The 13332-nt window shown below is 47.4% G+C and carries 13 protein-coding genes; 11 read left to right on the forward strand and 2 right to left on the reverse strand.

Going from position 1 to position 13332, the window contains the following annotated elements; genetic code table 11:
• Positions 1-7 precede the first annotated feature (7 nt).
• A complete protein-coding gene (locus tag M1L66_RS04315; protein ID WP_187022939.1) occupies positions 8-985 on the forward strand; it encodes a Gfo/Idh/MocA family protein in 978 nt (325 codons plus the stop codon).
• A gap of 110 nt (positions 986-1095) precedes the next feature.
• Positions 1096-2418 (forward strand): MATE family efflux transporter, encoded by a 1323-nt coding sequence (locus M1L66_RS04320; RefSeq protein WP_434691171.1) that lies wholly within the window; start codon positions 1096-1098, stop codon positions 2416-2418.
• Between the two features lie 192 nt (positions 2419-2610).
• On the opposite strand, the gene M1L66_RS04325 is transcribed toward M1L66_RS04320, so the two are convergent.
• Complete coding sequence (locus tag M1L66_RS04325; protein ID WP_434691174.1) at positions 2611-3189, reverse strand: glucan-binding protein; 579 nt, start codon at positions 3187-3189, stop codon at positions 2611-2613.
• A gap of 272 nt (positions 3190-3461) precedes the next feature.
• Between M1L66_RS04325 and clpB the strand changes: the two genes are divergently transcribed.
• The gene (gene clpB, locus M1L66_RS04330) at positions 3462-6050 is read left to right on the forward strand and encodes an ATP-dependent chaperone ClpB (RefSeq protein ID WP_434691176.1); all 2589 of its coding nucleotides are present in this window, start codon (positions 3462-3464) and stop codon (positions 6048-6050) included.
• A 47-nt stretch (positions 6051-6097) separates the two neighbouring features.
• Here the strand turns inward: clpB and M1L66_RS04335 are convergent, their stop codons facing one another.
• The gene (locus tag M1L66_RS04335; protein ID WP_434691178.1) at positions 6098-7105 is read right to left on the reverse strand and encodes an asparaginase; all 1008 of its coding nucleotides are present in this window, start codon (positions 7103-7105) and stop codon (positions 6098-6100) included.
• Between the two features lie 183 nt (positions 7106-7288).
• Between M1L66_RS04335 and M1L66_RS04340 the strand changes: the two genes are divergently transcribed.
• The 8 genes from M1L66_RS04340 (at position 7289) to M1L66_RS04375 (ending at position 13206) form a co-directional block, all read left to right on the forward strand.
• Complete coding sequence (locus M1L66_RS04340) at positions 7289-7468, forward strand: DUF4250 domain-containing protein (protein WP_187022944.1); 180 nt, start codon at positions 7289-7291, stop codon at positions 7466-7468.
• 25 nt (positions 7469-7493) lie between these two features.
• The gene (locus tag M1L66_RS04345) at positions 7494-7919 is read left to right on the forward strand and encodes a prepilin-type N-terminal cleavage/methylation domain-containing protein (RefSeq protein ID WP_187022945.1); all 426 of its coding nucleotides are present in this window, start codon (positions 7494-7496) and stop codon (positions 7917-7919) included.
• Between the two features lie 16 nt (positions 7920-7935).
• On the forward strand, positions 7936-8364 hold the full coding sequence (locus tag M1L66_RS04350) for a prepilin-type N-terminal cleavage/methylation domain-containing protein (protein ID WP_242355868.1): 429 nt from the start codon (positions 7936-7938) through the stop codon (positions 8362-8364).
• Complete coding sequence (locus M1L66_RS04355) at positions 8354-8932, forward strand: prepilin peptidase (protein ID WP_434691182.1); 579 nt, start codon at positions 8354-8356, stop codon at positions 8930-8932. The genes M1L66_RS04350 and M1L66_RS04355 overlap by 11 nt, the downstream gene beginning before the upstream one ends.
• A gap of 88 nt (positions 8933-9020) precedes the next feature.
• On the forward strand, positions 9021-10208 hold the full coding sequence (locus M1L66_RS04360) for a type II secretion system F family protein (RefSeq protein ID WP_434691185.1): 1188 nt from the start codon (positions 9021-9023) through the stop codon (positions 10206-10208).
• A 22-nt stretch (positions 10209-10230) separates the two neighbouring features.
• Positions 10231-11709 (forward strand): pilus assembly protein PilM, encoded by a 1479-nt coding sequence (gene pilM / locus M1L66_RS04365; RefSeq protein WP_187022948.1) that lies wholly within the window; start codon positions 10231-10233, stop codon positions 11707-11709.
• Positions 11710-11719: 10 nt separating this feature from the next.
• A complete protein-coding gene (locus tag M1L66_RS04370; RefSeq protein ID WP_434691188.1) occupies positions 11720-12397 on the forward strand; it encodes a hypothetical protein in 678 nt (225 codons plus the stop codon).
• A 29-nt stretch (positions 12398-12426) separates the two neighbouring features.
• On the forward strand, positions 12427-13206 hold the full coding sequence (locus tag M1L66_RS04375) for a hypothetical protein (protein ID WP_434691191.1): 780 nt from the start codon (positions 12427-12429) through the stop codon (positions 13204-13206).
• The last annotated feature ends 126 nt before the right edge of the window (positions 13207-13332 follow it).

Below are 13332 nucleotides of genomic sequence, written 5' to 3' on the forward strand. Positions count from 1 at the left end.
AGAAGGGATGGAAGCGCTTAAGATAGGAATACTGGGAACCGGAGTGATTGCTGCAACTCTGGCAGATACGATGAACCAGATGCCTGGAGTGGAACTTTACGGTGCGGCGTCGAGAAGTTCGGAGAAAGCGAAGGATTTTGGAGAGCGGTTCGGCGTTAAACACACATACGGTTCTTACGAGGAACTTGCTGCAGATCCGGAAATAGAATTGGTGTATATAGCAACCCCTCATTCAGAGCATTATAAGAATGCGATTCTTTGTCTGGAACATGGAAAACATGTTCTGTGTGAAAAGGCTTTTGCGGTGAACGCAGCACAGGCAAAGGAAATGATTGCTCTGGCGGAAGAAAAGAAACTGCTTATTACTGAGGCGATGTGGGTCCGTTACATGCCAATGGCAAAGACCTTAAGAGATGTGCTTGATTCAGGCGTGATAGGAGAGCCAATGACACTGACGGCCAGTCTGTGTTACTTGATTGATAAGATTCAGAGACTGGTAGATCCAAATCTGGCGGGGGGAGCGCTTCTTGACGTTGGTGTTTATACCATCGCATTTGCATCCTTAGTATTTGGTGATGAGATTACTTCCATCAATTCCTCTGTCATCAAGACTGAGTCCGGGGTAGATTCCCAGAACAGTATGACTTTCTGCTATTCAGGCGGGAAGATGGCGGTATTAAACAGCTCGATCCATGTCCTTTCAGACAGAAGAGGGATTATCTATGGTACAAAAGGATACATAGAAGTTGAAAATATAAATAATTTCGAATCCATTAAGGTATTCGATGAAAAACGCAGGTTGAAGGAAAATTATATTAGGCCGGAGCAGATATCGGGATATGAGTATCAGATAGAAGCCAGCCGAAAGGCAATCCGGGAGCAGCGTCTGGAATGTCCTGAGATGCCCCACCATGTCACCATTCGTATGATGGAGACCATGGATGCTTTGAGAGAACAGTGGGGAATCCGGTATCCGTTTGAGTAATGGGTAAGTTAGCCAAGAGTGTATTTTTGTGGTATACTATGGCATGGGAACATCTAAAACAAGTAGCATAAAACCACTTATCTTTAGGGCAGTTCACAGAGGCAGAAGGTATGTTTACAAGAAAAGATTTAATGAAATTACTGGCTCCGCTGATCGTGGAGCAGATATTGGCCGTACTGGTCGGAATGGTCGATGTCATGATGGTGGCTGCGGTCGGTGAGGCAGCGGTATCGGGGGTATCCCTGGTAGATTCCATCAGTGTTCTGATTATTCAGATTCTGGCGGCGCTTGCCACTGGGGGAGCTGTGGTATCGGCTCAGTATCTGGGAAAAAAACAATCGGAAAATGCCTGCCGGGCGGCGGGACAGTTGGTTGGAGTTACAACAATACTGTCTCTGATCGTGACAATGGCGGCTTTAATTGGAAATCGCCATCTCCTGGGGATTGTGTTTGGAAAAGTGGAAACAGCGGTTATGAATGACGCGGTGATTTACTTTGGAATTACGGCTCTTTCTTATCCCTTTATTGCCGTCTATAATTCCTGCGCAGCGTTGTTCCGTTCGATGGGGAATTCCAGGATATCTATGGTAATATCCATTGTCATGAATACAATCAATGTGGCAGGAAATGCGGTCTGTATCTTCGGACTTCATATGGGTGTCGCAGGTGTGGCATATCCAACGCTGGCAGGCAGAATGGTGGCGGCTGTGCTGATGGTGTATCTCATTCAGAAGCCGGATAATATAATCAGGATTAACCGGCTGAGTGAACTGCGGCCAAATTTTCATATGATCAGGAATATATTATCGATCGGTATTCCAAACGGTCTTGAGAGCGGAATGTTTCAGTTCGGAAAGATCGCTCTTCAGAGTCTCGTTTCGTCACTGGGGACTGCTGCCATTGCCAGCTACGCGGTAGCGTCAAATCTGGTTACCCTCTTATATTTGCCTGGAAATGCAATTGGTCTGGGGCTGATCACGATTGTGGGCCAGTGCGTAGGTGCCGGTGAGACGGGGCAGGCTAAGCAGTATACACGTCAGCTGACTGGTATCAATTATGCCATACTCATTGTTTTGTGTACTGTAATGATTGTGTTTGGCGGTCCGCTGGTGGGAATTTACCGGCTGTCGACTGAGGCATCTGCGATATCGAGGCAGATGATTACAGCTCACAGTATCGCCATGGTCGTCTGGCCCCTTGCGTTTACCATACCGTATACACTCAGGGCCTCTCTCGATGCAAAATTTACGATGGCCGTTTCAGTATTTTCCATGTGGGTGTTCCGTATTGCGTTTGCGTATCTCTTCGTGCGGATATTCCATTTGGGTGTAATGGGGGTGTGGTATGGAATGTTTATTGACTGGATATTCCGGGCCGCAGTCTTTTCACTCCGGTTCCACGGACTCGAAAAGCGGGCGGTTTCTGTCTCCTGAGATAGAAATCGTATGATCAAAATATGTGAAAAATAGATGATGTAAAGTAAGTAGTCAACAAATAAGTAGCCAATAAATAAGTAACCAATAAAACAGGATTGGAATCAAAACACAGGACATTTAAGAAATACATGTCATGCGTTCTGATTCCAATCCTGTTTTTTATAAAAATAATTCAAACCATCCAGCAGTCTACGGCTCATTCATTTTTCCATCGGAGTCCACGTAATAACTGTCGATTACCTGATTGACGGCCATGAGTCCCAAGGTTCTGTCGGATTCTGGATTAAAGTAGTACCACTCCCCGCCGATCTTATTCCAGCCGGTGACCAGGATACCGGAGGGGTTAGTGTAAAACCAGCCTTTATAGTCAGGATCATAGATCCAGCCTGTCATCATGGCCCCCTCATGATTCCCTTTCTCTGGATTGAAGCGATACCAGTGGTTATTTATATAATTCCAACCGGTAACCAGATAGCCATCGACACCAAAATAGTAGGAGTATCCTTGATATTCGGCCCAGGTGGAAGTAAAATAGTCAGGGTTCCCTTTATTGGCAAACCACCATCCATGATTGTCTTTTTCCCAGGTCCCGTTTAAAAAACGAGATTCGTCGGGGGTATGAGCAAAGCTTGTGATTGCTCCGGGCCCCACGCTAAAGAACAGAGAGCAGACCGCAAGCACGGCAGTACTTTTGATCTTTATACTTTTGGTCCTTATACTTTTGATTTTTATATTTTTAATCTTTATATAATGAGAATATAATTTCATTCTTTTCCTCTCCTTTTCTGTAAGACAACAGGTTTTTCATTAACTGTTAAGTAAATTATAAAGGATAGGAATTCAAAAGACAACAAGGCGGAAAAAAACGTAAGATTAATGTAAGAGCAGATATAAGAGTAAATATAAGAGTAAATATAAGAGCAGATAAATGCAATCATATAAAAAAAATCTTGACATCACATAAAACATTTGTTATAGTACATATAGAACAATTAAAACAAATGCTTTGTATCTCCGGATAGGATGAGAAGGAGGATAAAATGAACATTAATAAATTTACACAGAAGTCACTTGAGGCGGTGCAGAAATGCGAAAAGCTGGCCTATGAATACGGGAACCAGCAGATTGAGCAGGAACATTTGCTGTACAGCCTTTTAACCGTGGAAGACAGCCTGATTTTAAAGCTCATCACAAAGATGAACGTTCAGAAGGAACAATTTTTAAATGAGGCTGCCCAGGCTATAGAAAAGCTGCCGAAGGTGAGCGGAGGCCAGCTCTATATCAGCAATGATTTAAATAAGGTATTGATCAGCGCAGAGGATGAGGCGAAAGCCATGGGAGACGAGTATGTTTCCGTGGAACATCTGTTTCTCGCCATGCTGAAGCAGCCTTCCAGAATGGTAAAGGAGCTGTTCCGGTCCTATGGAATTACGCGAGAGAATTTCCTTCAGGCATTGTCAACAGTCCGCGGTAATCAGCGGGTTGTGAGTGACAACCCGGAGGCGACGTACGATACACTGGAGAAGTATGGTTATGATATGGTGGAGCGTGCGAGAGACCAGAAACTGGACCCGGTTATCGGCCGCGACAGCGAGATTCGTAACGTAGTAAGAATTCTTTCCAGAAAGACAAAGAATAATCCGGTTTTAATTGGGGAACCCGGTGTTGGTAAAACCGCAGTTGTCGAAGGTCTGGCACAGCGTATTGTGCGCGGTGATGTGCCGGAGGGCTTAAAAGATAAGAAGCTGTTTGCCCTGGATATGGGCGCTCTCTTGGCGGGGGCCAAGTACCGCGGAGAATTTGAGGAAAGGCTGAAAGCCGTTCTGGACGAGGTGAAGAAGAGCGACGGACAGATCATTCTGTTTATTGATGAGCTTCACACGATTGTAGGCGCAGGCAAGACAGAAGGATCCATGGATGCCGGCAATATGTTAAAACCGATGCTGGCCAGGGGCGAGCTTCATTGTATCGGCGCTACGACGCTGGATGAATACCGCCAGTACATCGAAAAGGATCAGGCGCTGGAGCGCCGTTTCCAGCCGGTTATGGTGGCGGAACCGACAGTGGAGGACACCATTTCAATCCTTCGTGGATTGAAGGAGCGGTACGAGGTTTACCACGGCGTAAAGATTACAGACTCGGCTCTGGTATCGGCGGCTATCCTTTCGGACCGCTATATCAGCGACAGGTTCCTTCCGGATAAGGCAATCGATCTGGTCGATGAGGCCTGTGCGATGATCAAGACAGAACTTGATTCCATGCCTGCAGAACTGGATGAACTGTCCAGAAAGATTATGCAGATGGAGATTGAGGAAGCGGCTCTTAAGAAAGAGACCGATCATCTGAGTAAGGACCGGCTGTCAGAGCTTCAGAAAGAACTGGCGGAGCTGCACGATGAATTTGCTGTTTCCAAGGCCCAGTGGGAGAATGAGAAATCTTCAGTAGAACACTTATCGACCCTGCGCGAGGAGATAGAGAATTTAAACCGGGAGATTCAGGATGCCAAACAGAAATACGATTTAAACCGTGCGGCTGAACTGCAGTACGGAAGGCTGCCTCAGCTTCAGAAGGAGCTGGAGGAAGAGGAGGCCCGTGTCATGAGCCAGGATTTAAGCCTGGTGCATGAAAATGTGACGGAGGACGAGATTGCAAAGATCGTCTCCAAATGGACCGGCATACCGGTTGCAAAGCTGACGGAGAGCGAGAGGAATAAGACGCTTCATCTCGATGAAGAGCTTCATAGGAGAGTGATTGGTCAGAACGAAGCGGTTGAGAAAGTAACCGAGGCCATTATCCGTTCCAAGGCGGGAATCAAGGATCCTACAAAGCCTATTGGTTCCTTCCTGTTTTTAGGACCTACCGGTGTGGGTAAGACGGAGCTTGCGAAAGCGTTGGCGGAGAGATTGTTTGATGATGAGAATAACATCGTCAGGATCGACATGAGTGAATACATGGAGAAACACTCCGTATCCCGTCTGATTGGGGCACCGCCAGGATATGTAGGGTATGACGAAGGCGGCCAGCTGACAGAGGCCGTCCGCAGAAAACCGTATTCTGTTGTACTGTTTGATGAGGTGGAAAAGGCGCACCCGGATGTATTCAACGTCCTCTTGCAAGTGTTGGATGATGGACGTATTACCGATTCAACTGGTAAAACCGTAGACTTTAAAAATACAATTATTATCATGACCTCCAACATCGGTTCCCAGTACCTTTTAGACGGCATCGATGAGAGGGGCAGTATTACGCCGGAGGCCGAGGCCATGGTTATGAATGATTTAAGAGGCCATTTCCGTCCGGAATTTTTAAACAGGCTGGATGAGATTATTCTGTTTAAGCCTCTTACCAAGGACAATATTGCCGGGATCATCGATCTCATGATCCAGGATTTAAACAGACGGATCGGGGATAAGGAATTGAAGATTGAACTGACCGATGCTGCGAAGAAGTTTGTGGTGGATCGGGGCTACGATCCGATTTACGGAGCACGTCCGCTGAAACGGTATCTCCAGAAGCATGTGGAGACGCTGGCCGCCAAGATCATCCTCGGAGACGAGGTGAGAGCCGGCAATACAATTGTGATCGATGTAGCAGAAAACGGAAACCAGCTGATTGCATATCCCGAATAAATTATTGCAGCCCAATACCCCGCAGATTACTGTGGGGTATTGGATTTTCAGTGTGCACGCCATAAAATATCTTTATTCACTGTGCGATAGAACATATCACGAATCTCATGTGCGTCCTGCGTCTGCCCCAGAATCCACATCAGCTTTGTTACCGTGGCCTCCAGCGTCATGTCGTATGCCTCCAGGAGACCGAATTCTTTTTTGATGGAGTGCCCTATCTCGTAGACCGACATGTTGCTGCCCTCATTGGTTACCTGAGTGGTCATGACGACGGTCTTGCCGAGAGAAATCCATTTCTTGATGGCTTTGTAGAAATCCCCGCTGTCATAGGAGGGAAGTCCGCCTACGCCAAAGGACTCGATGATGACGGCATCATAATGGCCCGCCATGTAATCCAGCACATCGGCTCCCATGGAAGGAATCAGTTTCAGCAGGGCGACATTGGGGTTCAGCGTGCGATAAAACTGAACATGGTCCGTTAAATGCTCTTTTTCATCCAGATAAAAGATGACATGGCCATCCTGGATTGTGGCAATATATGGAAAATTAATGCTGGAAAATGCATTATAGCTCTTAGTTCGTTCCTTTTTTCCGCGGGTACCCGCAATTGCTTTTCCATCGAAGACAATGGTGATGCCACAGGAACGGTCGTCGCTGGCAAAACGAAGGCTGTCACACAAGTTGATTCTGGCATCCGTATTTTCCATATCGATCGGCTTCTGAGCGCCTGTAATGACGATGGGCTTGGAGGAATTCTGAATCAGATAGGAGAGTGCGGCGGCCGTGTAGGCCATGGTATCCGTTCCGTGACAGATGACAAAGCCGTCGTATTCTTCATAGTGCGCCTCGATGGCTCCCGCCATGGTGAGCCAGTGTTTTGGCTGCATATTGGTGCTGTCTATATTGAGTATCTGAAGGCTGTCCGCCTGGCAGAACTGCTTCGCATCCGGGACGTATGAGAGAAGCTCTTCCGAAGAGATCAGAGGCTTTAAGCCGGATTCACCGCGTTTGCAGGCGATGGTGCCGCCAGTGCCGAGCATTAATATTTTTTTCATGAAATTTCCTCCTGTTATTATGCTGAAAACGATTGTATCACGACTTTTTTCGTTCGTATAGGCCTTTTTAAAATTCTCTTCGTAAATTGATGTCTGCAGCACCGTAATCGATTTCTGCACGTTGAAAATACCGGAAATATATGCTAGAATGAATTGCATTGATATAGAACAGGAGAATCGGAAATGGCAAATGTACCTAAAGACCCGGTCATGCTGCTCAGTTTCTTAAATACACAGCTTCGCGACTATTACCCCTCTCTGGAGGACTGCTGTCTGTCGCTGGGCCTTGATAAGGAAGAGATAACCAGTGGACTGGCCTCGATTGACTACTATTATAATGAAGAAAAAAACCAGTTTATTTAGATGGGTGAAAAGCAAACGAAAACGTATGCAAAATGATGATGCGGGCTTTACCTTAATTGAGACGCTTGCGGTGCTCTCCATCATTGCGATTCTTGCAGCGAATCTCGTTCCCGGGCTGAATGCATTTATCGATGATGCAAAGAAAAAGTCATATGTGGCGGAGACGTTTATGGTAAAGGCAGCCATGCAGTCGTATGTCATTGACCGGCTTGCTGCCGACGGAATGATCGATGACTTCGTAATGTATAACGAGATATTTTACCCGGAGGTAGGGAGCAAAGAGAACGCTTTATACGATATGCTGAAAGGCAGTGTTACGAAAGGCGGACAGATCCGGGGCATCTTTTATGACCCGTCGACAGGCAAGATAAACGGTATGATCTACGATGTGAAGGATTATCAAATAGAGATAAAGAATGATTCCGAAGTGGAAGTCCGTGACAGAAAATGAAAAAGGGATACCAAAGATGAACAGATGGAAACACATAAGAGAAGACAGAAATGGATTTACGCTGGTAGAAGTGCTTGCAGTTCTGGTCATTATTGCAATCCTGGCAGCGGTTGCTATTCCGACCATGAGTGGGTTTATCAGTGATGCCAGAAAGAAGTCATATACTTCGCAGGCCCGGAATGTCTATGTTGCAGCACAGGCTGCGGCTCTGGAACAGGAAGGCACGAATAACGGAATAGCTGTGGCCTCGGTTGTCGAGTATACCAGAGGTGACGGTTCCAAATACATAGCCAGAGTGGAGGCGCTTCTGGGCAATGACGTGGAGAGCGGAAGCAGCTTTAAGATAACGCTGGATGGAAACAAAGTTGAGGAAATAGAGTATACCCCGGAAGATGGGAAGAAGATTACGATCACCGGCGGAAAGGGCGTTACCTATGAAGACTGAAGAGGAGCATATGGGCAGAAGTATTCCCAGGAGGGTCGTCGCAGCTGCGGTGGCCCTTTTTCTGGCGGGTATAACCTGGTATCACTGTGGTGGATTTGACCTCCGTGCAGTCATGATATGGCTGGTGTGTCTGATTTTAGCGGCGATCGCATATACGGATTTTAAAACCATGCGCATTCCGAACCGGCTGACAGCCGCGCTTCTAATTCCTGCGTTCCTGTCTCTTGTGACGGAGCCTGGAATCACTCTTTTAAGCAGAGTGATGGGAGGGCTTGCTGTCAGCCTGCCCATGTATCTTATGACGCTTGCCGTTCCGGAAAGCTTTGGCGGCGGTGATATCAAACTGATGGCTGTCTGCGGCCTTATACTTGGAGGACCGCGGATCATTGCTGCCGCCTTTCTCTCTGTGGTGTCAGGAGGTGGTTATGCAATCTGGCTGCTGGCGTCACATAAGGCCGGGCGCGGATCGCATTTTGCTTTTGGTCCATTTCTGGCGGCGGGTGTCGTGCTTTCCCTTCTGTATGGAGACAAGCTGCTGGCCTGGTATCTGGGATTTTTAAGAGGATGAGCGGCCAGAAGATTAATAGAAAAGATTCTTGAACGTGGTAAAATTTTAGAAACTGCTGGAACTACCGAATGAGAGAAAGGGTGATTTTGTGGCGGATTACGAATATACAGCGAAAAGTATAAACGGCAGGCGCACGAGAGGGAAGATTCAGGCTCAGGACTTTGATCAGGCGTGGACAAAGATCCGGGCCATGGGTCTGTATCCGGTGAAGGTTAAAGAAGAGCGCGGAAAAGTCAGAAGGCGTCCATTGGGCTATGGACTTCTGTCACGATTTATGGGCGAATTGACAGTCATGCTGAATTCCGGAATACCTTTGGCGCAGGCGCTGAACTTAATCAGTGTCAAGGAATCGAGAAAAGATTTAAGGGAGATCTATGGAAATCTCTACCATATGATCGTGCATGGCGTGGATTTTTCTCAGGCGATGGAGATGCAGGATGGCGTATTTCCACCCATTCTCATCGGCATGGTGCGCGCCGGGGAAGCGGGAGGCGGCCTCGCAGAGGCGTCAGAGAAAATGGCAGAGTACTTCGAACGGGAAGATGAGACGAGAAAGAAGATCGGGACCGCCATGGTCTATCCTGCCTTTCTCTTTCTGACCGTTACTGCGGTGGTGCTCCTGTTGTTTACGGCCGTCCTTCCCAGCTTTTTCGAGCTGTTCGAATCCATGGAGCAAATACCGGTTTCCACGCAGATTCTGATGGCAGTAAGCCGCGGGCTTCGAGATCATTTTACAGATATCGCTGCGGTCATTATTTCGGCTGCAGTGATTCTGGCCGGAGTATTTACTAGGCCTGGCGCAGTGGTATGGAAGGATAAAATGTTGCTTCATATTCCGGGGATCGGGACACTTCTTAAGACGATCATGGCTGGCAGATTTGCAAGGACCTTCAGTTTCCTGTATGGCGGAGGCGTTCCATTTATTCATGCACTGGAACTGACTGCGGATGCGCTGGGCAGCCGCTATATGAAGAAACGGCTCTGTCAGGTAATGGAGGATATGAAAAACGGAATGCTTCTTTCCGACTCACTGTCTCAGATCAGAGAGTTCTGTCCCGAACTAATTCACAGCATTTACATAGGAGAGGAATCCGGGAATTTGGGTTCCATGTTGAAACGCACCGCGGAATCCTTTGAAGTAAGGTCAGAGACAGCGATAAAGCGGCTATTGTCGCTTCTGGAGCCGACCATGATTATTATCATGGCAGTCATCATTGGTTATTTGATGCTGTCTGTGATGGTTCCCATTTACCAGTATTATAAGAGTATCGGATAAGGCCTTAAACAGGAGGGCACATATGAGATTATCAGTCTATTTAGGGGAAAATGAGATAAGAACTGTGCTTGGAAGGTCAGGGAAAAAGATAGAGATTATGGACTGCCTTAGCATCCGCTTAAAGGAAGGCGCCTTAATTAACGACGTTGTGACAGAAGAGGAAGCCGTAAAGGAGGTACTGAACGGAATCAGGAAGCGGTATGGTAAATACCGCAGACATGTGTATTTGACTATGGGCGGAAACCAGATTATCACGAAGGTGCTGCGAGCTCCGCGGATGCCTCACAGCCAGATGCTGGAACTGGTGAGACGGGAGATTTCCGATCTGATTCTGCCCTCAGAGAAGGGCAGCTACGTCTATGATTACAGTATCATCAGGAGGAAAAACAGGGATAACAAAGGGTGTACTATCCTCTGTGTGGCGATGAAACGCAGTGTAATTCTTGAGTACCAGAGCCTGTTCTCCGAATGTGGTATGAAGCTGAAATCGATTGACGTCGCAGTAGATGGTTTGAATAATCTGGTTGATTTCCTGCCGTCTTTCCGAAATAAGACATTTATTATGGCAATCGCGGATGGACGGAATATGATGACATCGCTTTACATCGATGGTGTCTATACGTATACGAACCGCATGCGTCTGGTCGATGAGAGAGGAACTGAGGAGAGTACGGCAGAGATGGCGAAGGTGATCCGGTCCGTTATTCATTTCTGCAAGATGCAGAGAGATGAATTTGAACTGGATTTTGTCTGTCTCTGCGGGCTGGGGAAAGAAGAACTGGACCGCCTCATTCCCAGCATTGTGAAAAATGAGGATATCACCGTGACGGTGCCTGGAGAGGAAGCGCTGATTACATCAAAAGGCGGCATCAGCTATTCCATGGGCCAGTATATGTATGTCACCGGCAGTCTGCTGGGAGGCCGTAAGTCTCTGGATCTCATTGGAGCGGCGAAACAGAAGGAAAGGCGCAGGGGAGAGGAACGGTCCCGTTTTCTTGGAGCATGTCTTTTACCTGCGGCAATTCTCAGTATCTTCCTGGGGATTGCGGCGGGTAACGAGATTGCTGTAAGAAACATGAGGGAAGAGATACATGTTCTTGAAGAACGCCTGTCTGAAAAAGGGAGAAAAGAGGCGCTGGCAGAAGAAAAACAGTTGAAAGAGAAACTGATGTCCCTGAGAACCCTGACGGCCGGGCAGGCTGCAGTAAAGAAAGAGGCGGTAAAGACTGCGAAGATGAACAGCGCTGTGCGGAAGTATATCTTTGACGCGGCGGGCGGAAGCCTGGAACTCTCCGAACCGGAATACATGGATGGCTCGCTGATTTTTAACGGAAATTCACAGAACTATGGGGAAATATCAGCTTATGCGCGCAGACTGGAAGAGAGCGGACTGTTCTCAAAGATAGAGTATTCCGGATTTACCAATGTCAATCCGGTGACAAAGGAAAAGGATGGCTGGTATTATTTTCAACTGGAGTGTGTATTAAAAATGCCGGAATAAGGAGGGAACCATGAGAAAACTTACGCAGAGAGAAAAGGTACTGGTTTATATTGCGGTAGTTCTTCTGCTTTTAACGGGAGTCTACTATCTGGTGAAAATTCCATCCGATATGAAACGGGTAAGGACAGAGGCGGAACTGAAAATTATACAGCTTCAGGAACGCGAGTCCGAGAACGATCTGACTGGGAAATCTGTCCTGGAGCAGGAGATTGGCAGAGAACAGGGCGTGATTGGTGAAAATACGGAGGATTATCTGCCGTACCGTACCAATTCCATGCTGATTCCGGAACTTGCAGAATATCTGACCTCCTTTGAAATTGTACCCGAGACCATTAAGGTTTTAGATGTTTCTGTTCTGGAGACAAAGGAGGCGGCGGAAACCGGATATAACATCCATAAGGCGACTGTCCATGTAGAAGCATCAGGAACAATGGAAGATTTATACCGGCTGCTGGACTGGGCATACGACAGAGATTGGATCTCTGTGACTTCATATTCCAGAAACAGCATAGAGGATAAGGCCGATGGAGCGGAAGCGATGACGGACGGCAACGTCAATGGTGAAACGCTGTCTATGACGGTGACTTGCTTGATGCTGGAGTTGAAAAGCAGTGAGGAGTTGAAAAGCAGTGAGGAATTGAAAAACAGTGGTGAATACAGCAATATGAAAATAATCAGCGAGCCCTGAAAGTCAGTAAACTGAAATGAGGTGGTTAAATGGCAGGGCGCAAAAACGGGGAAGAAGGGTACGTACTCGGCTGGGTCGTAGTTATGGTTATGATACTGATGATTCTGGTGACCGCGATTCTGTTTGCCACTTCAGCGTATTATCGGCAGAGTCTTAGGGAGTACAATGACAGGCAGGCGTATTTAACGGCACGCTCCATCGTACAGACTGCGGCTGCAGACTTTACAGGTAACGGTTCCGGAGAACTGCGGGATGCCATTTTAGATGAAATTTCGGAATTTATGGGTAGCGGATCAGATGCGGAGCTGGGAGACGAACCGGATGAGGAGTTAGGCGCGGAGCTGGGAGACGAACCGGATGAGGAGTTAGGCGCGGAGTTGGGAGACGAACCGGATGAGGAGTCAGGCGCGGAACTGGAAGATGAACCAGATGAAGAATTCAGAGCAGAGCCTGGAAACGAATCAAATGGAGAATTTGGCACAGAACCAAAAGCAGAACTAAACGCGCAATCCAACACGGATTCGGCCAATATGTCAGATTCCAGAATCAACAATATGATTCCCATCTCCGCCATCAAGTTCCAATTAGATGCCACCATGGGAAGCTGTACGATGACCGGATACTACATGCCGGAAGAGAACTGTCTTATGTTGACCGCTACTGCGAAGAAAGGCAGCAGCACCGAGATCATGACAGTTTATCTCCAGAACGATACGGAATCGGAGGAAGAGCCATGGATCGTCCTCGGGTATGAACGGGGAGAACCACAGCTTATAAATTGTAACAGTTCAGACGGCTCATCTTCTTGACCGAAAAAGCCGGTCAAGAAGCATCGGATATCCATCCGATGTGAAAATTGGTGTAAAGACGGCCTTATGAGCCAGCTCAACGTCCGTTATTGCACCAATTTTCCCGCCGTCTGAACTGTTACTATA

It is taken from the genome of Hungatella sp. SB206, from assembly GCF_051132295.1.
Classification (GTDB): domain Bacteria; phylum Bacillota; class Clostridia; order Lachnospirales; family Lachnospiraceae; genus Hungatella; species Hungatella effluvii.

What these genes read in the sequence shown, in the direction of transcription:
- M1L66_RS04315 (WP_187022939.1), top strand. Translation starts at nt 8, where the DNA reads ATGGAAGCGCTTAAGATAGGAATACTGGGAACCGGAGTGATTGCTGCA.
- M1L66_RS04320 (WP_434691171.1), top strand. Translation starts at nt 1,096, where the DNA reads ATGTTTACAAGAAAAGATTTAATGAAATTACTGGCTCCGCTGATCGTG.
- M1L66_RS04325 (WP_434691174.1), bottom strand. Translation starts at nt 3,189, where the DNA reads ATGAAATTATATTCTCATTATATAAAGATTAAAAATATAAAAATCAAA.
- clpB (WP_434691176.1), top strand. Translation starts at nt 3,462, where the DNA reads ATGAACATTAATAAATTTACACAGAAGTCACTTGAGGCGGTGCAGAAA.
- M1L66_RS04335 (WP_434691178.1), bottom strand. Translation starts at nt 7,105, where the DNA reads ATGAAAAAAATATTAATGCTCGGCACTGGCGGCACCATCGCCTGCAAA.
- M1L66_RS04340 (WP_187022944.1), top strand. Translation starts at nt 7,289, where the DNA reads ATGGCAAATGTACCTAAAGACCCGGTCATGCTGCTCAGTTTCTTAAAT.
- M1L66_RS04345 (WP_187022945.1), top strand. Translation starts at nt 7,494, where the DNA reads ATGCAAAATGATGATGCGGGCTTTACCTTAATTGAGACGCTTGCGGTG.
- M1L66_RS04350 (WP_242355868.1), top strand. Translation starts at nt 7,936, where the DNA reads ATGAACAGATGGAAACACATAAGAGAAGACAGAAATGGATTTACGCTG.
- M1L66_RS04355 (WP_434691182.1), top strand. Translation starts at nt 8,354, where the DNA reads ATGAAGACTGAAGAGGAGCATATGGGCAGAAGTATTCCCAGGAGGGTC.
- pilM (WP_187022948.1), top strand. Translation starts at nt 10,231, where the DNA reads ATGAGATTATCAGTCTATTTAGGGGAAAATGAGATAAGAACTGTGCTT.
- M1L66_RS04370 (WP_434691188.1), top strand. Translation starts at nt 11,720, where the DNA reads ATGAGAAAACTTACGCAGAGAGAAAAGGTACTGGTTTATATTGCGGTA.
- M1L66_RS04375 (WP_434691191.1), top strand. Translation starts at nt 12,427, where the DNA reads ATGGCAGGGCGCAAAAACGGGGAAGAAGGGTACGTACTCGGCTGGGTC.